Annotated in this window: 18 protein-coding genes; 4 read left to right on the top strand and 14 right to left on the bottom strand. The window is 37.2% G+C overall.

The window, feature by feature from the left end; translation table 11 throughout:
- Nucleotides 1-245 precede the first annotated feature (245 nt).
- Nucleotides 246-1,742 (top strand): alanine/glycine:cation symporter family protein, encoded by a 1,497-nt coding sequence (locus tag MHB42_RS02400; protein WP_340804176.1) that lies wholly within the window; start codon nucleotides 246-248, stop codon nucleotides 1,740-1,742.
- A gap of 81 nt (nucleotides 1,743-1,823) precedes the next feature.
- Here the strand turns inward: MHB42_RS02400 and MHB42_RS02395 are convergent, their stop codons facing one another.
- Nucleotides 1,824-2,714: a PucR family transcriptional regulator gene (locus MHB42_RS02395; RefSeq protein WP_340804175.1), complete on the bottom strand. Its 891-nt coding sequence runs from the start codon at nucleotides 2,712-2,714 to the stop codon at nucleotides 1,824-1,826.
- 117 nt (nucleotides 2,715-2,831) lie between these two features.
- Between MHB42_RS02395 and MHB42_RS02390 the strand changes: the two genes are divergently transcribed.
- Nucleotides 2,832-3,895, top strand: a protein-coding gene (locus MHB42_RS02390; protein ID WP_340808510.1) for an IS630 family transposase whose coding sequence is annotated in 2 segments (ribosomal slippage) — nucleotides 2,832-3,353 and nucleotides 3,356-3,895 — 1,062 coding nt in all. Because the reading frame shifts where the segments join, the coding sequence is not laid out codon by codon here.
- A gap of 252 nt (nucleotides 3,896-4,147) precedes the next feature.
- Here the strand turns inward: MHB42_RS02390 and MHB42_RS02385 are convergent.
- The 5 genes from MHB42_RS02385 to MHB42_RS02365 form a co-directional block, all read right to left on the bottom strand.
- Complete coding sequence (locus tag MHB42_RS02385) at nucleotides 4,148-4,771, bottom strand: YczE/YyaS/YitT family protein (protein WP_340804174.1); 624 nt, start codon at nucleotides 4,769-4,771, stop codon at nucleotides 4,148-4,150.
- A 36-nt stretch (nucleotides 4,772-4,807) separates the two neighbouring features.
- Nucleotides 4,808-5,302 (bottom strand): Cys-tRNA(Pro) deacylase, encoded by a 495-nt coding sequence (gene ybaK, locus MHB42_RS02380; RefSeq protein ID WP_340804173.1) that lies wholly within the window; start codon nucleotides 5,300-5,302, stop codon nucleotides 4,808-4,810.
- Between the two features lie 24 nt (nucleotides 5,303-5,326).
- Nucleotides 5,327-6,049, bottom strand: a complete 723-nt coding sequence (locus MHB42_RS02375; protein WP_340804172.1) for a hypothetical protein — start codon at nucleotides 6,047-6,049, stop codon at nucleotides 5,327-5,329.
- Nucleotides 6,050-6,294: 245 nt separating this feature from the next.
- On the bottom strand, nucleotides 6,295-6,879 hold the full coding sequence (locus tag MHB42_RS02370; RefSeq protein WP_340804171.1) for a VanZ family protein: 585 nt from the start codon (nucleotides 6,877-6,879) through the stop codon (nucleotides 6,295-6,297).
- 701 nt (nucleotides 6,880-7,580) lie between these two features.
- Nucleotides 7,581-8,591 (bottom strand): LacI family DNA-binding transcriptional regulator, encoded by a 1,011-nt coding sequence (locus MHB42_RS02365; RefSeq protein ID WP_340804170.1) that lies wholly within the window; start codon nucleotides 8,589-8,591, stop codon nucleotides 7,581-7,583.
- 243 nt (nucleotides 8,592-8,834) lie between these two features.
- Between MHB42_RS02365 and purB the strand changes: the two genes are divergently transcribed.
- On the top strand, nucleotides 8,835-10,184 hold the full coding sequence (gene purB, locus MHB42_RS02360; RefSeq protein WP_340804169.1) for an adenylosuccinate lyase: 1,350 nt from the start codon (nucleotides 8,835-8,837) through the stop codon (nucleotides 10,182-10,184).
- A gap of 27 nt (nucleotides 10,185-10,211) precedes the next feature.
- The gene (locus tag MHB42_RS02355; RefSeq protein WP_340804167.1) at nucleotides 10,212-11,486 is read left to right on the top strand and encodes an SLC13 family permease; all 1,275 of its coding nucleotides are present in this window, start codon (nucleotides 10,212-10,214) and stop codon (nucleotides 11,484-11,486) included.
- A 419-nt stretch (nucleotides 11,487-11,905) separates the two neighbouring features.
- Here the strand turns inward: MHB42_RS02355 and MHB42_RS02350 are convergent, their stop codons facing one another.
- The 8 genes from MHB42_RS02350 to MHB42_RS02315 form a co-directional block, all read right to left on the bottom strand.
- The gene (locus MHB42_RS02350) at nucleotides 11,906-13,444 is read right to left on the bottom strand and encodes an acyl-CoA carboxylase subunit beta (protein WP_340804166.1); all 1,539 of its coding nucleotides are present in this window, start codon (nucleotides 13,442-13,444) and stop codon (nucleotides 11,906-11,908) included.
- A gap of 93 nt (nucleotides 13,445-13,537) precedes the next feature.
- Complete coding sequence (locus tag MHB42_RS02345; RefSeq protein ID WP_340804164.1) at nucleotides 13,538-14,320, bottom strand: enoyl-CoA hydratase; 783 nt, start codon at nucleotides 14,318-14,320, stop codon at nucleotides 13,538-13,540.
- Nucleotides 14,317-15,234, bottom strand: coding sequence for a hydroxymethylglutaryl-CoA lyase (locus MHB42_RS02340; RefSeq protein WP_340804163.1), 918 nt, complete (start codon nucleotides 15,232-15,234; stop codon nucleotides 14,317-14,319). Before MHB42_RS02340 ends, MHB42_RS02345 begins: the two co-directional genes overlap by 4 nt.
- Nucleotides 15,235-15,248: 14 nt before the next feature.
- On the bottom strand, nucleotides 15,249-15,461 hold the full coding sequence (locus MHB42_RS02335; RefSeq protein WP_340804162.1) for an acetyl-CoA carboxylase biotin carboxyl carrier protein subunit: 213 nt from the start codon (nucleotides 15,459-15,461) through the stop codon (nucleotides 15,249-15,251).
- Nucleotides 15,462-15,487: 26 nt separating this feature from the next.
- Nucleotides 15,488-16,846, bottom strand: coding sequence for an acetyl-CoA carboxylase biotin carboxylase subunit (locus tag MHB42_RS02330; protein WP_340804161.1), 1,359 nt, complete (start codon nucleotides 16,844-16,846; stop codon nucleotides 15,488-15,490).
- 14 nt (nucleotides 16,847-16,860) lie between these two features.
- Nucleotides 16,861-18,495 (bottom strand): AMP-binding protein, encoded by a 1,635-nt coding sequence (locus MHB42_RS02325; protein WP_340804160.1) that lies wholly within the window; start codon nucleotides 18,493-18,495, stop codon nucleotides 16,861-16,863.
- A gap of 33 nt (nucleotides 18,496-18,528) precedes the next feature.
- Complete coding sequence (locus MHB42_RS02320) at nucleotides 18,529-19,671, bottom strand: acyl-CoA dehydrogenase (RefSeq protein ID WP_340804158.1); 1,143 nt, start codon at nucleotides 19,669-19,671, stop codon at nucleotides 18,529-18,531.
- 123 nt (nucleotides 19,672-19,794) lie between these two features.
- Complete coding sequence (locus tag MHB42_RS02315) at nucleotides 19,795-20,412, bottom strand: TetR/AcrR family transcriptional regulator (protein ID WP_340804156.1); 618 nt, start codon at nucleotides 20,410-20,412, stop codon at nucleotides 19,795-19,797.
- Nucleotides 20,413-20,592: the final 180 nt, after the last annotated feature.

Here is a 20,592-nt window from a genome sequence, read left to right as displayed (position 1 = left end):
TGTGCCTAAAATTTAAGGTTCCTTATTGACATTCGCCCAAATAACATTTATTTTTGAGAAATAATATATTGAACGGTGCTAGTCATTAATTCTTCTAAATCCCCTATTCTTCACACAACTGACACAAAGTTAAAAATATCGCTTCAAAGAACATTACACTCTGTCTAAATCAAACAATCTCTCTTTCCTATATACTGAACACAATATTCTGATTTTTCGAAAATTATCAAGGGGTGATCGTGTATATGTTAGAAATTGTTAACGCTATAAACGGGGTCGTTTGGGGTAATGCGCTAATCTTTCTATTTTTAGCGGCAGGGCTTATATTTACAATTTTAATGAGGTTTGTACAAATAAGAAGGCTGAAGGACATGGTAACATTACTTTTTGAAAAAAATGATGATAATGCTGGGATTTCCTCTTTTCAAGCATTAGCGATGTCATTAGGAAGCCGAGTTGGTACTGGTAATATCGTAGGGGTAGCACTCGCGATTAGTTTAGGGGGACCTGGGGCAGTCTTTTGGATGTGGGTTACAGGGTTTTTAGGAAGTGCTACTTCATTTATTGAAATTACATTAACACAAGTTTATAAAAGTAAAATAAATGGGGAATATCGTGGGGGAGTGCCTTACTATATTCATAAAGGCTTAAATATGAAATGGCTAGCTATTGCCTCTGCTATCATTTTAACAGTTGCCATTGGGATTCTTTGGCCAACGACACAGGCAAATACAATTGCTTTAACTGTTCAAAGCACATTTAATATTTCGCCATTAATTACAGGAATTTTATTAGCAATCTTAATTGCTGTCATTATTTTCGGTGGTGTTAAACGTATTGCTACAGTATCTGAATTTCTCGTACCATTTATGGCTTTTGGCTATATTTTAATTTGCTTAATTATTTTAGCCTTCAATATTTCTGAAATTCCAGCAATGTTTTCGCTTATTATTTCAAGCGCTTTCAATTTGAATGCTACATTTAGTGGTCTTTTAGGTCTTGCTATTGCTAAAGGGGTTCAGCGTGGCGTATTCTCTAATGCGGCTGGTCTTGGTTCTGAAACATTTGAATCAGGTGCGGCTAATGTTTCACATCCTGCAAAGCAAGGTTTAGTGCAAGCGTTTTCAGTTTATCTTGATACACTATTAATTTGTACAGCAACTGCATTTATGATTTTAATTACGGGCATGTATAATGTTACTGGCGCAGACGGCACAGCAATCGTTTCAAGCTTACCGAATGCTGGACCTGAGCTATATACGCAATTTGCCATATCAACGGTTATCGGCTCTTTTGGTAAATATTTTATGACAGCATCTTTATTCCTATTCTGCTTTACAACATTAATCACGTACTTCTATAAAATGGATACAAATCTCGTATATCTAAAGAGCACACTTTCTATTAAAGGAAATTCTTTAGACTATATCGCTAAATTCGGCTTCCTATTTATGGTCGTATTTGGCTCTGTTAATTCAGCTGCATTAATTTGGGGACTTGCTGATTTAGGTGTAGGCTTAATGGGCTGGGTTAATATGATCGCAATCGTGCTACTTGCTAAAACGGCAATAAAAGTGCTCAAAGATTATGAGCAACAAAAGAAAAATGGAGAAAACCCTATTTTCCGTCCAAATTTACTAAATATTAAAAATGCTGATTATTGGGAAGAACTAGAGCAAACAAGAACGGTAGAACAACAAGAACCCGAAAATATTAAACGTGAAAAAGTGCCATTGATATAATAAAAAAATCTTCTTCAAAGAAGCTATGGATAGCTTCTTTGAAGAAGATTTACTATTGTGATAAGCGGCTAATCGTCAATTTCAAGTAATTTTCTTTTTTGAATACTTCCAGTCATACCCGATTGCATTTAAAAAGTCTAATGCTACTAGTGCTGTTTCCAATACGGTTTTCTTTGGAAATTCATCGAAATCTTCACCAATTAACTCCTTCATTCTTTCTAAACGGTAATATAAAGATTGTCTAACAATATGAAGAGCTGTGGCTGTCACTTTTTTTGAGCAATTATTATAAAGGTATACTCGTAACGTTTCAATTAAATTAGAGTTAAATTGATAGTCATAATCAATGACAGGTCCTAAATGATCGATCACATAATCTTCTAATATCCCTTTTTCATATAAAGGATAAATTAATCGATAAATATAAATATCTTGATAAAATAAAAGTGTTTGTTTATACATTGTATTATGGAAAAACATCACTTCATTTGCAGTTTTATAGGCTAAAGATAATTTATATAACGATTGAGCTGGACGACCTATTGCAAGCTTTAAGGCTTGCTGCTTCTTTTTAAAATACTCCTCTACTCTCTCCAAAATAACTACAATATCTGCTCTATTGCAGCTTTTATAGGTAAATAAAATACATGTGAGCTGATGATTATAGATAAATGGTAATAAATCAATTCCTATAACCTTGAATTGCGATTTTAAAAATATTGATAAATACTTAAATTCATCTTTCAAAAATTGATTATCTGGACAATCAATTATCATCACAATAAATTCAGCAATATCCTTATCCAAATTTAGCTTTTTTAGATTAATCATTAATTGATCTGCACCGATTGTTCCTAGTATCCAATTCTTGATCCAATCTGGTGCTTCCATCTGATGGTCATTCGAATAAATATCTCGGAAAATAAGCTGCCCTAAAGTTTGCACAGTTCTTTTAACAATTGAGCTGTCCATTTCAGATAATTCATCTAATGAGCCATCTATATATAAGGTGATTAACTTTTAGACTTACACTCTTTTTCTTCGTTTTCCTGTATACTATTCTTAATAGATATGAAACGGAGAAAAATGATGCGTAAAATTGTCCTAATTCCTGAAGAACAAATTCCTGCTGCTTTAGAAGAATTAAAGCTTGTCATGAAAGAAGAAAACAATCATAAAATGTTCGTTCGCTACCAAGTGATTTATATGTTACTTTCCGGCGAATCGTATGAAAAAATTGTCGACTATACAGGTCTTTCTTTAGCGACGCTGTTCAATTATCGCAAAGCTTATTGTGAAAAAGGGATCGCTGGACTTGGACGTAAAAAACAACCTGGTCGAAAGCGTCATTTAACGGCTGAACAAGAAGCACGAGTCGTCGCGACAATTGTCAACCAAACGCCTAAAGATGCTGGTTTTCCCGTTGAAATGAACTGGACAGCGCCTCTTCTTCGCGATTGGATTGAGCGAACATTTGGTGTGTCTTTTTCTGTACGTGGGACACGTGATTTATTGTACCGTCTTGGTTTAAGTTATACGAAACCAACGTATACATTGGAAAAAGCAGACCCCCTCAAACAAGCAGTTTTCCTTGAAAAATTTGAACAGGCGAAAAAAAACTAATTCATGGTCAAATTGATCGTATTTTATTTGAAGACGAGTCAATGATCCGTGATTACCAAGCGATTTCCAACACGTGGTTTCTTAAAGGTCAACAAAAAATCATTCCAACATATGGCCGACATCAAGGGGTTAAGCTAATTGGTACATTGGATTACGAAACGGGCGATGTATTTTGCGTGCAAGAAGAACAATATACCGCTGTTGAATTCCTAAGTTTTTTAGAAAAAGTCATCGCTCGTTATCCGAATGAACGCATCGTGATGGTATTAGACAATGCGCGCATACACCATGCGAAATTGATTCAACCATTTTTAGAAAAGTATCAAGATTTCTTTGAATTTCTGTTCCTTCCGCCGTACAGTCCCAATTTAAATTTAATCGAAGGACTGTGGAAATGGATGAAGACAACGGTGATCCACAATGTCTTTTACTCAAATGTCGGAAAGATTCAACGTGCTGTCCAAGGCTTTATCCAAATGATTAATCAAACACCTGAAAATACGGTGAATAGGCTGTGCTTGAAACTCTAATTTTCTTTCACCGTATATATATATATATACATTTTTTGCACTGATACACGTGGAGTCTGTGGAATTGTCTCTTTTACTGTTGTCACGTTTTATCACCTCTTTATAGTTTATATGTATTACATTAATAAAATTTTTCTTTCTCGCCATTAGACACTGTGTAAGATAAATATTCTAATTATTTTGACTACTATGTTTCTAAACAAAGAAAAACGCTCTGCCGAATTTCAAATCTCCATTCGACAAAGCGTTTTTCTATATCCCTTCAATAGGACCTGTATGTTTGATTAAAACCTTGCGACAATACGGTAATGAATATTGCACAATATAGCCCGACAGCAGTGCAATGATAATTGTTCCTACACCAACAGGCCCTCCTAGTAGCCAGCCAACAACTGTTACAAGAATCTCCATACCCATTCGCGCTGTTTTAATAGTTCCACCAAAATGCTCAACAATTAACATCATCAATGTATCACGTGGACCTGCACCCATATTAGGCGCAATATACATACCACAGCCAAAGCTTAAAACAAATAAGCCCACAATAAAATAAGTTACTTGTAAGCCATAGTTTGTTGTAGTTGGTAATAGCCAATTAAAAATATCAATAAACAGACCGATTAGTAGCATATTTAACCATGTGCCTATTTTCGGCATCTCTCGTAAAATAATAGATGTCGTTACGACAATAAATAGCCCTGTCAAAATCGACCAAGTGCCAATCGTTAAACCAAAATTCTTAAATAAACCAATATGTAATACATCCCATGGGCTTGTTCCTAAAATTCTTCCTTTAATAGACATGGAAATCCCTAATGACATAACAATAAGACCTCCAATAAAAAATGCCCAACGCCAGCTTTTTACTCTGCTCATTTTGATCGATCTCCCTTACGATGAAAAGCTACCCATTTAATCATGGGTAGCTGTAATTTGTGCTACTTGCGCTTTTGTTATCTGTATTAAGTCAGCTAATTGTACATGTACTTGTAAGCCAATTTTCCCAGCACTTACAATAATACTACCCTGCTGTTGTGCAGAGGCATCAATCACGGTTGGGTATAATTTTTTCATCCCTACTGGCGAGCATCCACCTCGAACATAGCCCGTATAGCCAAGCAAATCTTTAACAGCTAACATCTCAATTTTCTTTTCTCCAACTACTTTTGCAGCCGCTTTTAAATCTAGCTCCCCAGCTACAGGAATCACAAACACAAATAACTTTTGTGCGCTTGCTTTTGCAACTAATGTTTTAAACACTCTTGCAGCAGGTTGACCAATCTTTTCTGCTACGGATATACCGTCAATTTGACCGTCTCCAATTTCGTATTCGATTACATCAAAATCGATTTTTTGCTGATCTAACAATCTAATTGCATTTGTTTTCGCATGCTTTGCCTTTGCCATGTTAACAATCCCCTATCTACAGCATTAGGCTATCAAAGAAAACATTGGATCCTGATCTGGACGATAGCCATTTTTCGTCATTTCAATATGAGTCGCGTATTTTTCAGATGCATGCTTAAATTTATTTACTCTTAGTGCATCCTCGTAACCCTTACCGAAAATTGTATCTGCAAATGGGTCTAATTTCAATTCCTTTGAAAAACGTTCAGGAACCTTTATTTCAATTGTATCATGGATAAAAGGAGGCTCAATATCTTCTACATCACCCTCCCCATCTAATAGATGCTGAATCTGAGCATCAGCGCTTGCTGCAACACGTAAATCTTGAGGAGAAGGAGCCTCTGATGCCAATGCTGCATTCCGTACCTGCTCTAAAATTTGTAGCGTATTATTTAGCTCTGGGTCAGCTATTTCTGATGTAGTGGGTGTTTGGACGCTCTCATTATTATCTGTTTTATATGCTTGCTCATGTGCACGTACATTTTTTTCAGTTTGCTGTAAACTTTGCATAATAGTTTGTTGTTGAGATGTGACTTCATTAGCATCTTCTTGCTGTTGCTCATAAAGCTTCTGATCAGTACGCCCTAGCAATAAGTTTTCAAGCTCAAGCAATAATGGATTTTTCTTTGGCTGAAAATACATAGCATTTTTGCGATAGGCATCTCCTGCCTCTTTGCGTTGGATAATCTTTTTACGACTCTGTTGCGTTGAAATTCTTTCTTGCTCTATTAAGCTGGATATTTTCATAGCTTTTCACCTCATCTCTCTATCTTTATATGCAAATAACCAATTAGATATATACATATCTTTTATTACTATATCTATACCATCTGAACAGCTTCTGTACACTCATTATCGGAATTTTTTTTCTTAAATTCAAGGACAATTCGCGACTAACCGCTTAAAGAGATACTTAATTCCCTTCTACATAGGTACAAAGCAACTATTTTATTACTATTTTATCTATTAATAGGAAATAAAAAACAGTCCTTTTAATTGGACTGCTCGTTTACCTTTTTAGGTGGTATTAATATTCCTTTATAAGCGATATAACCAAGCCATGCACCAATTGAATTTAAAATTAAATCATCAATATCAGCAGAACCTACTGTAAAAATAAATTGAATTGTTTCGACAGCAAGACTCGAAAGAAAGCCTAAACAAATTACAACCCATGCTTTGCGAAATTTCTTTGATAATAATGGTAACAAAAAGCCCATTGGGGTGAAAATGAATAAGTTACCTAGTAAGTTAATAATAATAATATCCCAATTAAAATATTGAGAGTAGTTAATATAACGGAGAATGGTTTCAAAAGGAACAAAATTAGTAGTAATCCGCCAGCTACTATAATCAAACAATCCTAAATCACCTATAGAATGATCGTCTTTCAATAAAATAACAGCAACATTGACTAAACGATCAATTACTAATTTATAAAAAGCCACAAATGAATAAATACTAAATAAAATCCAACCAATTACTTTTATTGGTAAATAGTATGTATCAATAACATCTCGATATGGTAATGGAAGCTTGGCATTACCTTGTATATTCGTTATGTTATTTTTTGACAAGCTTAACACCTACTTCCCTTTATTCTTCTCATATTTTAATACGCTGTCTTACACTGTGCAAGTGGGTAATCACTTATCACCAAACTATTATCAAATATGTTGATTGATAAAGCTATTCGCTATTTTTAGCTGCAAACCTGTGCTACAAAGGGCTCTTCCATTAATTAAAATAAAAAGCGTCGATAGCATAAACTACTTCATTCGCTCTGTTCATTGCAAGGTCTTATCTGAGAATCTCCTACAAGTAATACAGACTCCACACAAATTATCCTTTTTATAACTTTTGAAAAAAATTTATTTAAAAATCCTATGTTGGTATCAAGGAGGGCCTGTTCCACAAACAGGTTAGATTGTGGAATAAAGTAAAATGCTTTGGAGATTGTAAATAGCTGACGAGGTAGTTTACTTGATGAAAATTCGATTGATTTATATATGCTAAGTTGCTAGATTGAGTCTTTTAGTATTAATAGTTGTAGGAGAGCACTTTTCAAGAAGAGGATGGTGCTCTCTACCTTATTTTCATGTCTTTTAGCGTGCAATGCCTTGCAATTGGATAGAAAGATATGGATAATAACATACTTATATCTAGTTGTAGTTTTCTTTCATCAATAAATCTCTTACCTAGTTCAACTTCTTAATGCAATGCTCGCGCTATAAGGTGTTCCAATAATCATTAATATTCCATAATAATCTGCATCCATTTAGCGCTTTATTCTTTTCACACTCGATCTTTCAATTAATTTCCCACCGGTTATTATCGTCTTTTCCTCCATAATTACATGTTCACCTTTTAATGTCGCAATTAATTTTTCCACCGCTACTTCACCTAATTTAGATAATGGAAGCTCGACAGTTGTTAACGGAGGGTGAATTGTATTTGCAAAGAAAACATCATGGAACCCAACGACAGAGATATCCTCTGGTACTCGAATTCCTTCACTATGCAATGCCTCAAGTACACCCAAGGCAATCAAAATATTAGATGCAAATATAGCCGTACAACCCGTTTGATCTTGTAGTAAACGCTTTGTTGCAGCAAATCCACCCTGTAGTGAATAATCGCTTTCTTGTACAAAATGTGCGTGATACTCTAAACCATACTTATTTAAACTTTCTCGATATCCCTTTAAACGCATTAAACCCGTACTTGTAAAAAGTGGACCTGCAATATGTGCTATTTTCTCATGTCCCAATTCAATTAAATATTCCGTAGCTATTCGGCTACCTGTTAAATCATCAAGTAACACACTATTATTTACACTTTCAACTTCACGATTAAATATAACAAAAGGCTTTTTAAATTTATTCAACGTCCTGGTCATTTCTTGCTCATTTGTAATACTACCGATAAGCAGTCCATCTACTTTCGTTTGAAGACTGAGTAATTGTTGAGTCATATTTTTTTTCTCTTGTTGAAGAGTGGAAACAATCAACGTATATCCCTTTTTAATTGCTTCTTTTTCTGCCCCTTTAATAATTTCGGCATATACAGGGTTTGAAAAATCAGGAATAATAATGGCTAGCATTTTTGTTTCTTTATTTTTTAAATTTCGGGCAGCTTGGTTTGGTTCATAATTAGATTCTCTAACAGCATCCATAATTCTCTGGCGTGTTTCAGGTTTAATATGTAGCGTGTCATTATTATTCAAAACCCTCGATACAACAGATGGATGAACACCAGCTAATTTTGCAACATCTTTTAGTGTAGTCAATTCGAATCACCTAAACTTCATAGTCTTGTAAAAATTATAACAAACTCACTATAAGAATAACAATGTCCCCTCCTGAATAGGGTGAATATTCAAAATTATATTGACAGTCATTCTTCGATCGATTAATCTATTAAAAAAGAAAACGTTTTCCTTAATCTCTTAGTAAATATTCATATTATTAAAGAGTTTTATTTTTACCCACAAGGAAATCGTTTTCCTTGTACAAATAGGAGGAATTATATTATGGGTTCATTTGTAATTGATTCAGAGCTTTATAAAGGCATTTATGTATCAACAGAAATGAGTAATGTTTTTTCTGATAAGTCTTTACTTCAAAAATGGTTAGATGCGGAAGCTGCATTAGCACAAGCAGAAGCTGAAATTGGTTTAATTCCAAAAGAAGCTGCAACGGAAATTACGAAAAAAGCAAAATATAAATATTTAGATATGAAAACAATCCAAAAAGGTATTGTAGATACTTCCCACCCACTGATTACACTAATTCGTGAACTTGAAAAGCTATGTGATGGTGATGCTGGTGGTTATGTACATTGGGGGGCAACAACGCAAGATATTATGGACACTGCAGTAGTGTTACAAATGAAAGATGCACAACAAATTCTCATATCACAATTGAACAAGTTTTTAAAAACATGCTTATCATTAGCGGAACAATATAAGGAAACAATTATGCCTGGACGTACCCATGGTCAGCATGCTTTGCCTATAACACTTGGCTATAAAATTGCAATTTGGGCAGATGAAATTGGACGTCATATAGAACGTCTAAAAGATGGTGAAAAACGATATTTACTTGGCCAATTTGCCGGAGCTGCTGGTACGTTAGCATCTATTAGTGAATATGGATTACAAGTTCAAGAGAAATATTGTGACATTCTTGGTTTAGGTCAACCAACTATTACTTGGCATGTTGAGCGTGATGGATTTGCAGAGTTCTCTTCAATTGTTGCTATGATTTCTGGAACTATCGGCAAAATTGCAAATGAAATTATCAACCTTCAACGCTCAGAACTAGGAGAAATTGAAGAAGGATTTGATATGGGGAAAGTTGGAAGTAGCACAATGCCTCACAAGCGAAATCCAATGGTCTGTGAGTATGTCGTAGGATTAACACGGATTGTTCAACGAAATGCAAGTCTTGCTTTTGATGGGATGATTCAAGAGCATGAGCGTGATATGACTTTCTGGCTTACAGAGTGGTCTTATATCCCTCAAATTTGTATTTTAACAAGCGGTGGATTAGAACAAATGCAGGGTGTACTTGAAGGCATGATTGTACATGAAGAAAATATGGAACGTAATTTAAACCTACTTCAGGGGCTGATTGTTTCTGAAAACCTAATGTTAAAGCTAGGCGAATTTGTTGGTCGCCAAGTAGCTCATGATTATGTTTATGAAATCTCAATGAAGGCATTCGAATCTAAGCGTCCTCTTGTCGATGTTGCCTTAGAAAACGAACAAGTTATGAAACATTTCACACCAGAGCAAGTATGCGAATACTTAAATCCAAAAAGTTATATCGGACTATGTACAACTTTTGTTAACCAAGTTATAGCAAAGTGGGATAAATAATTCACTGATAGGGAAAGGGGGAAATTTATGACTGCAGCAACAATTACTTTATTGATTTTACTATTAGCAGGAATTTTATTTGTCACAGAAGTCATTCCAGTTGCGTCGACTGCTCTTTTGTCCGCATTTCTACTATTCCTTTTTGGAATTATTGATGCAGATATGTTGTTTTCAGGGTTTACCAATAATATTGTTATTTTGATTACAGGGATGTTTGTTATTGGGGCAGCATTGTTTGAAACCGGAGCGGCAAAACGAATTAGTAGTTTAATTACAAAATTTGCTAAAACCGAAAAACAATTATTACTTGCAATAATGATTATCGGAACGGGATTATCTGGATTTTTATCAAATACTAGTACAACTGCGGTATTAATGCCTATCATTATTTTAATTGCAGATCAATTAGGATTTAATCGCGCAAAGCTATTAATGCCGTTAGCTTATGCGACAGCTTTAGGTGGCTTAGTTACATTAGTTGGGACAAATAGTAATTTAGCTGTTCAAGGTGTAATGGAGAATGAAGGAATTACTACATTTGGATTTTTTGAATTTGCGAAAATTGGGATTCCGCTAGCCATTATTGGAATTATTTATATGATGACGATTGGTTACAAGCTTATTCCCAATAGAGAAAATGCAATGCTTGATGTACATGAAGAAAAAACAGAATCAAAAAATACTAAAAATGAGAATACATTAAAACAATTCGTTGCCATTGGTATTTTAATCTTTACGGTTATTTTTATGGTATTCGAAAAACAAATTGGTATCCCGTTACATGTTGTTTCCATTATCGGTGCATTATTAATTGTACTAACCCGTACAATGACAGAAAAGCAAGCCTATAGATCACTTGATATGTCTACTATTATTTTAGTAGCTGCTATGATGCCTATGGCTACTGCCTTATCAGAAACAGGCGCTGCTCAAATTATTGCAGATACAGTTATTGGCTTTGCAGGTGAAAGCACTAGTCCATATTTGATTACTGCATTGCTATTCTTATTAACAACTTTCTTAACTTCAATAATGTCTAATACAGCAGCTGCTGCATTAATGGCTCCTATTGGCTTAGTAATCGCTACAAGTATGGGAGCAGACCCACGAGCAATTTTAATGGCAATTTGTGTAGGTGCTTCTGCTGCTTATGCTTCACCAATCGGTACACCTCCAAATACGATGATATATGCTCCAGGTAATTATAGATTTATAGACTATATTAAATGTGGTGTCCCATTCATTATTATTCAACTTATTGTATGTGTTGTATTAGTACCGCTATTCTGGCCATTCTATTAAATAACGGCAAAATAAGTATATTTTAATTATAAGGTACTTTCGTTATTCAATTGCGGGGCGCTATTGTAGAGCAATATAAGTAGCAAATGCATAAATTTTTCATAAAACCAAAGTTTAAATTCTGCTAGATAGAATCCATTTTGATTAATCTTTTGTCAAAATGGATTCTTTTAATTTTTCCGTACAATACAGCTTCATCCACTATTTTTAATTAAGCTTTATGTAAAGTCATCCCTTTCTATAAAAGCAATTGGTTACTTATAATAAAATAGGCTACCTAATTTATTATTATCAGCTTATTAGGTTGAAGCACTATTTCAGTGTCATTGCTGTTTTCATTTTCTATACACAAATAGCAGCCTAGAACTTATATCAAGAAAAAAGACTGCCTCTATAAATAAGGCAGCCTAACAAGTAATTTATACAGGATTTACCCCATGCTTACGCTCTGAGAATAGTAAGTATTTTGACATATAAAGCTCTAAACGATTTTCTAATACCTTACGTAAATCATTTGGCTCAATGACATCGTCAATAATAAGCTCTGATGCTAAGCGGTACACATCAATTTCCTCTTGATATTCTTTACGCTTCTCGGCAATAAAGCTTGCTTGCTCCTCTTTTGGTAGCTCAGCAATTTTATTGGCATACACTGCATTAACAGCAGCCTCTGGTCCCATTACCGCAATTTGTGCATTGGCGAATGCGATACAGCAATCAGGCTCAAATGCTGGGCCTGCCATGGCATATAAGCCTGCACCATATGCCTTACGGACAATTACTGTAATCTTTGGAACTGTTGCCTCACTCATCGCAAAAATCATTTTCGCACCATGCCGAATAATGCCAGCCTTCTCCACTTGTGTACCAATCATAAAGCCTGGAACATCTGCTAGGAATAATAGCGGGATGTTGAAAGCATCACAAAGAGAAATAAATTTCGCAGCTTTATCCGCAGAGTCGTGGAATAGCACGCCCCCCTTTACACGCGGCTGATTCGCAATAATGCCGACAGACTGCCCATTAATACGTGCAAGACCTGTAATTAACTCTGGTGCAAATAGTTTCTTAACCTCACAAAACGAATCTTCGTCAATAATACGCTCAATTAGCTTATACATATCAAATGGCACATTTTGATTTTGCGGTATTAATTCTGCTATCGATTTATCAAATGAAGCAGGTAATTTAGGCTCCTCTACCTTGCTGCGCTCTGCGTAGTTGTTTGGGAAATAGCCCAAATATTTTCGAGCATAGGCAATCGCCTCCTGCTCTGTTTTTACAAGTACATCCCCACAGCCTGAAACGGAGCAATGCATTTTTGCGCCGCCCATTGTTTCTAAATCAACCTTCTCTCCAATAACCATTTCTGCCATACGAGGCGACCCTAAATACATGGATGCATTGCCTTCCACCATCACCACAATATCGCAAAAGGCAGGAATATAAGCCCCACCTGCTGCAGATGGCCCAAATAATAAGCAAATTTGTGGCACTTTTCCTGACAGCTTTACTTGATTATAGAAAATGCGTCCTGCCCCACGGCGACCTGGGAACATTTCTAACTGGTCTGTAATACGTGCCCCTGCTGAATCAACTAAATATAATAATGGACAGTTCAGCTTCTCAGCAGTTTCTTGAATACGAATCATTTTTTCAACGGTACGTTTCCCCCAAGAGCCAGCTTTAATTGTTGAATCATTGGCAAGTACACAAACTGTACGACCATGAATTTTACCAATCCCCGTTACAACACCATCAGCAGGTAAATCCCCTGCTAAGCAGTTTGCATAAAGACCGTCCTCTGATTGCAGTCCATCATCTAGTAATAACTCAAGACGTTCACGTACAAATAGCTTTCCTTGTTGTGCGTTTTTATCATGATATTTTGGTGCACCGCCTGCTAAAATTTGCTCCTTCATTGTTGGTGATGTATTTTCGGTTGATATATTGCTCATACTTTATTCCTCCCTTTGCCAATCCATAACAGCATTTTACTGGCACACTTTTTATGCACAATAATCTATTACGGTATGCCAAGCTTTTCCCCTTTATTTCCCTGAGTATTGTGGTGCTCGCTTTTCCTGAAAGGCCAGCAAGCCCTCTAATCGGTCTTCTGTCGGGATCAATGCACTATATGCCAGTGATTCAATTTTTAAACCAGTTGCTAACTCTACCTCTACACCCTGATTAATAGCAATTTTCGCTTGTATTAATGATAATGGTGCGTTTTTCGCCATCTCCTGCGCAAGCTGCTGTGCCTTCTCCAACAATTCACGACCATCGTAAACATATTCAACAATGCCAAAGCTTTGCGCTTCATCTGCATTTAATCTACGAGCTGTATAAATCAATTCCTTTGCTTTCCCAACACCAATAAGCCGTGGCAATCGCTGTGTCCCGCCAGCTCCCGGAATAATACCAAGAGATGTTTCTGTTAAACCTAGCTTTACATGTGTAGCTGCAAGACGTAAATCACAGGCAAGTGCTAGCTCTAGCCCTCCGCCAAAGGCTACACCATTCAATACCGCAATAACTGGCTGAGCAAGTGCCTCTACCTTTGCTACAGTTGCACCAATTAGCTGTACAATTTGCTTGACTTGTCGATCAGACATCCCCTTACGTTCTTTTAAGTCTGCACCTGCACAAAATGCCTTCTCCCCTGCACCTGTTAGTAAAACTACACGTACTGCTGGATCACCATTAATTTGATCAAGTGTATCGGATAGCTCACGCAATAATTGGACAGACATTGCATTCGCAGCCTCTGGTCTTGATAGGGTAATCAGTCCAATATTTTCGGTTACGATTTCAAAGCGTACAAGCTGTGTCATGGTTGATGTGCACTCCTTTCATTGCGGACAATAGCCATCTGCTTTGATGCAACAGCCTTCCCTAGCTTCTGTTCAATAAAGAGTGCTGCCTCTAGCACTTTCTGGCGGTCTATGCCTGTTTCAATGCCCATTTCATCAAATAAATATAAGACATCCTCAGTGGCTACATTGCCCGATGCCCCCTTTGCATATGGGCAGCCTCCTAAGCCACCAAGGGCACTATCGAATTTGGTAACACCCATCTCTAAAGATTTCATCATATTAGCGAGTGCTGTCCCGCGTGTATCGTGAAAATGCATGGCAAAGTGTTCAGCAGTATATCTTTTTAATAGCTCCTCTAAAAGAAACTCGACTTGAGTTGGAACGCCAACGCCAATTGTATCGCCAAGGGAGATTTCCGTCACACCCATCTCTAATAATCGATCAGCTACACGTAGCACTTTATCAGGATGGATATAGCCATCATAAGGACAGCCAATTACTGTTGAGATATAACCACGAACTGTTTTCTTTGCAGCCTTTGCCCCTACTACTACTTCCTCTAAAATAGGAAATGTTTCGTCAATTGTTTTATTAATATTACTTTTGTTATGGCTTTCACTCGCGGACATAAAAATGCTTACTTCATCTACTTCAGCCTGCAGTGCACGTTCCAAGCCATGCATATTCGGCACAAGCGCTGCATAGGTAATATCCTTGTTTCTTTTAATGGCTTGCAGCACCTCCATAGCATCTGCCAATTGCGGAATCCACTTCGGATGCACAAATGAAGTTACCTCAATATACTGTAAGCCTGTTTCACTTAATAAATTGACTAGCTGTACTTTATCTGCTGTTGGAATATGCGCTTGTTCATTTTGCAAGCCATCACGGGGACCTACCTCTTTAATTGTGACATGCTTAGGTAGCTGCATAAAGAAGCCTCCTCTTATTCAATTTCTAAAATATCGTCATCGACGTTAATAAAGTCCCCTTCATTGGCAATAATTTTTGTCACTACGCCATCCTCTTCCGCCGCAATAGGAATTTCCATTTTCATTGACTCTAAAATAACTACATCTTGCCCCGCTGTCACCTGCTCGCCCTCTGCTACAACGATTTTCCATACTGTCCCTGCCATGCTTGCTTTTACTGTTGCCATAATCATTCACTCCTACTATTTAATATTTACTTTGTTTCTGTTAATTGTGGTAAATAATACTGCTCCACAAATTTAGTTGTTGTATTGCCTTGTAAAAACTGTTCATGTGTAACAGTTTTCAATAGCATTGGAATATTTGTTTGAATGCCCTCTATTTTATAGGCTTGCAATGCTTGAATCAGTCTTTCACAAGCAATAGCCCTTGTTTCTCCCCACACAACCAATTTACTAATCATTGGGTCATAGAACGGTGTTACAACTGAGCCTGCCTCTACACCACATTCATGGCGAACACCTTCACCTGCTGGTAATTCAAGAGCCGTAATCGTACCTGGAGATGGGAAAAACGTAGAGGGATTTTCAGCATATATCCGTACCTCTATTGCATGCCCTTCTTTAGTAATGCTTTCTCTTGTAAATGTAAGAGTCTGTTTTGCGGCTATTTTTAATTGCTCCTCTACTAAATCGAGCTTCGTAATCTCCTCTGTCACTGGATGCTCCACCTGCAGCCTTGTATTCATTTCTAAGAAATAAAAGTTTTGCTGTTCATCTACTAAATATTCGATTGTGCCAGCATTAATATAGCCAATATGCTTCGCTGCCTTGACGGAGGCTTCTAGCATTTTTTCTCTTGTTTCCTGTGAAATAAACGGTGACGGTGCTTCTTCTACTACCTTTTGATTTCTGCGTTGAATAGAGCATTCACGCTCAAATAACGGCACTACATTTCCTTGGTGATCTGCGATAATTTGTACCTCGACATGATGTGGATTGGCAATAAAGCGCTCCATATACATTGTGCCATCACCGAAAAATGACTGTGCACGTTTTTGATTGCCCTCAAATGCTTTCGCAAGCTCCTCTGCATTTTCAACAAGCTGCATCCCAATACCACCACCGCCTGCAGAGGCTTTTAACATAATTGGATACCCTAGACGCTCAGCAATTTCAGTCGCTTCTACTATATCTTTCACAGGTGCTTCCACACCCTCAACAATAGGCACACCAGCAGCTTTCATTGTTTTACGTGCTTCTAATTTACTGCCCATCGAGGCTATTACATCGGCATTCGGTCCGATAAATACGAAGCCTGCCTCTGTACAACGCCTCGCAAAGTCTGCGTTCTCCGATAATAAGCCATAGCCAGGATGGATAGCCTCTGCGCCACTCTCTTGTGCAATTTCAAGAATACGATCAATATTTAAGTAGCTTTGTGCAACAGGAGGCTTCCCTACACAGTACGCCTCATCTGCATCCTTTACATGTAAGCTTTCAGCATCTGCCTCTGAATAGATTGCAACCGTTTGAATATCGAGGCGCTTGCATGTTCTGATTACACGTCTAGCAATTTCTCCACGATTTGCAATTAATACCTTGTTGAACATCACCATTGCCCTCCCTATTTAACGGTCATTACAAAATCTTCTCGTAATTTATATTTTTGCACCTTTCCTGATGCAGTCATTGGATACTGATCGATAAAGAAAATATATCGTGGAATTTTATGTCTTGAAATTTTGCCTTGGCAAAAATCTCGAATTTCTTGCTCTGTTGCCTGCTCGCCCTTCTTTAAAATAATCCAAGCTGCCGCTTCCTCTCCATAAACAGGATCAGGCACACCAGCAACTTGCACGTCTGCTATTTTTGGGTGTGTATAAAGAAACTCCTCAATTTCTCGTGGATACAAATTTTCACCACCACGAATAATCATATCTTTCAAACGACCTGTAACACGAACATAGCCTGCTTCATCCATTGTTGCTAAATCCCCTGTATGCAGCCAGCCATCTTGATCAATAGCAAGAGCTGTTTCCTCTGGATTTTTATAATAGCCCTTCATTACATGATAGCCTCTTGTGCATAGCTCTCCCTGCTCGTTTGGTGGTGCTTCCTCTGTTGTACCAGGCACAACAATTTTCACCTCTAGATTTGGCAATGCTCTACCAACTGTTTCTACCTTTAATGTTAGCGGGTCATCTGTTCTCGTTTGTGTAATAACTGGTGATGCCTCTGTTTGACCATAGCAAATTGTAATATCCTCCATGCCCATTTTCTCAATAACAGCTTTCATTACCTCAATCGGACAGTTAGAGCCTGCCATGACCCCTGTACGCAATGTGGAAAGATCAAAAGCTTCAAAGTTTGGTAAATTCAGCTCACTAATAAACATTGTTGGCACACCATGTAATGCTGTACATCGCTCTTGCTGAACCGTTCTGAGCACCTCTTCAGGTGAAAACTCCTGCACTGGCACCATTGTTCCACCACTTGTTGTAATGGCTAATGTGCCAATAACACATCCGAAGCAGTGAAAAAATGGAACAGGAATACATAAACGATCTTGTGTGGTTAAATGCATACATTCTGCAATATTAATCGCATTATTTACTAAGTTATAATGCGTCAGCATCACACCCTTTGGAAAGCCTGTTGTACCTGATGTATATTGAATATTAATGACATCATCATAATGAAGGATTTGCTCTCTTTCTGCTAATTGTTCTTCTGTTACTTGCTCAGCAGCAGCTAAGACATCTGACCAATTAAGCATGCCTGGATACTTTGTTTCACCGATTAAAATTACATTTTTTAATAGGGGTAGTCGCTCTGATTGCAAATGACCTGGTTCACAATATTCAAGCTCTGGACATAACTCTTGCAGTGTATTGATAAAGGAATGGTCTCGATAATTTTCAATTAAAAAAATCGTTGTTGCATCGGATTGCTTTAATAAATACTCTAGTTCACTTGCACGATAATTTGTATTAACGGTAACGATTGGCGCACCCATTTTACCTGTACCAAATTGAAGCTGCACCCACTCAGGAACATTCGTTGTCCATACCGCGATATGCTCTCCTTTTTCAATACCTAGTGCCATTAAGCCTCGCGCTACTAAACGAGCTTGCTGGTTCAGCTGCTCATATGTCATACGAACATCTCTATCTGCATAAACTAAAGCCTCATTGTGCGGATACTTTTTAGCTTGCTCCTCTAGCAATTGACCAATTGTTTGATACACAAGTTCTGCCATGAAAATCCTCCTTATTCATGCTCTTTGCTATGATTAACAACCAATTAGACGAGAAATAACAAGACGTTGAATTTCAGATGTTCCTTCACCGATTTCCATTAACTTAATATCACGCAAATGACGTTCTACATCGTATTCTTTCATATAACCAGAGCCACCATGAATTTGAATAGCTTGGTTACATGTACGGAAGCCCATTTCAGAAGCGTACAGCTTTGCCATAGCCGCTTCCTTACCAAATGGTTTCTTTTGATCCTTCAGCCATGCCGCCTTATGTACTAATGTGCGGGCAAGCTCAATTTCCATCGCCATATCTGCTAGCTTGAATTGGATCGCCTGTAACTTTGAAATAGGTGCACCAAATTGTTCACGCTCTTTCGCAAATCTCAATGCCTTCTCATAAGCTGCCTGTGCAATACCAACAGATAGTGCTGCGATAGAAATACGACCACCATCAAGTGTGCTTAAAAATTGGCTAAAGCCTCGTTTTTCATCCCCTAAAAGGTTGGCTCTTGGTACACGAACATTTTGCAAAATAATCTCACATGTATTGGAACCGCGGACACCCATTTTGTCATAGTTACAATTAATCGTTATGCCTGGTGTATTCGTTGGCACAATAATAGAAGAAATAATTTTTTTACCATTCTCACGTTTACCCGTTACTGCGGTAACAATTACTTGGCGAGCATAGCCTGCATTCGTAATCCAGCATTTTTCTCCATTGATAACATAGTCATCCCCATCAATTACTGCTGTAGTACGTGTACCACCAGCATCTGAACCTGCATTAGGCTCTGTTAAACCAAATGCTCCTAACGTTTCTCCCTTTGCTAATGGAACAAGCCATTCCTGCTTTTGTTCCTCTGTGCCAAAGTTATAAATTGGTGAAGCACCTAAGCTAACTGCTGCTGCATAGCTTAGCCCTGTGCCTCCGCATGCACGTCCAATTTCTTCAACAGCTAAAGCATAGGACACCGTATCACCGCCTGAGCCACCATACTCCTCAGGAAACGGAATACCCAATAAGCCTAGTTTCGCCATTTTTTTAAAGCTCTCTATTCTCATTGTTGATGTTTCATCAACCTCACGAGCATACGGTTTAATCTCATTTTCAGCAAAATCACGTACCATATCACGAATCATCGCTTGCTCTTTTGTTAATTCAAAATTCATGCCCAGTCCCCCTAGTGAATGTTAAATTTGCCATAGTAGATTTCGTAGCATTGATTATTGCTTTAGACAATACCGACCAGTCGGTTTGTTGAAATAAATAATAAAACCAGTGTTTCCTACTGGCTACCCCTTTATCATAAATTGCCTTGCTTCCTCGATTGCTTGTTCCGTTACAATCGCACGTAATACCATATCCGTAAAAACCTCTGTTATTTGCTCCATTGTTAATGGTCCTGATTGCTTAAACCATTTATACGTCCAGTTAATCATCCCAACAATTGCCATCGTAACAATTGTACAAGGCAGCTCCGTACGAAAAACCTTTGCTTCTTGGCCCTCTGCAATCACTTTTTGTAAAATATCACGATATTCATCCCGTTTCTTATGAATGATGTCACTATAATCCTCAGATAAAAAACGACTTTCCTCATAAAAAATCGTAATATGTGCTTGATACATATCAAATACTTGAGTCAATGTCTGCAGCATGGCACACAAACGTGTAATTGGTGTATCGTACTTGTCATATGCATTCTGTGATTGCAAAATAACATATGAAATAAAGACATCATGAATTTCATATAACAGCTCATCTTTCGACTTAAAATTATGATAAAATCCACCCTTTGATGCTCCAATATGCTCCACAATACGATCAACCGTTACATTGTGATAGCCATCCTGCTGAAACAGCTCAACTGAAGCGTCTACAATTCTTTGCTTTAACGTTTTCTTTTCCATAGGCACTTGTCATCCTTTATCTAACTGTATCACTCCTTATAATTAAGAAAATAGATTTTTCCAAATTATAAAAATACTATGACAATCTAAATATAGCATTCACAAAATTTCATGTCTAGCAGCAATGTAGATTTTTTATAAATTTCCGAGCATATATGCAACATAAAGGAGATTTAAATT

The sequence above is a fragment of the Lysinibacillus sp. FSL K6-0232 genome (assembly GCF_038008325.1).
GTDB lineage: Bacteria > Bacillota > Bacilli > Bacillales_A > Planococcaceae > Lysinibacillus.
This window is presented reverse-complemented; position numbering and strand designations above follow the sequence as displayed.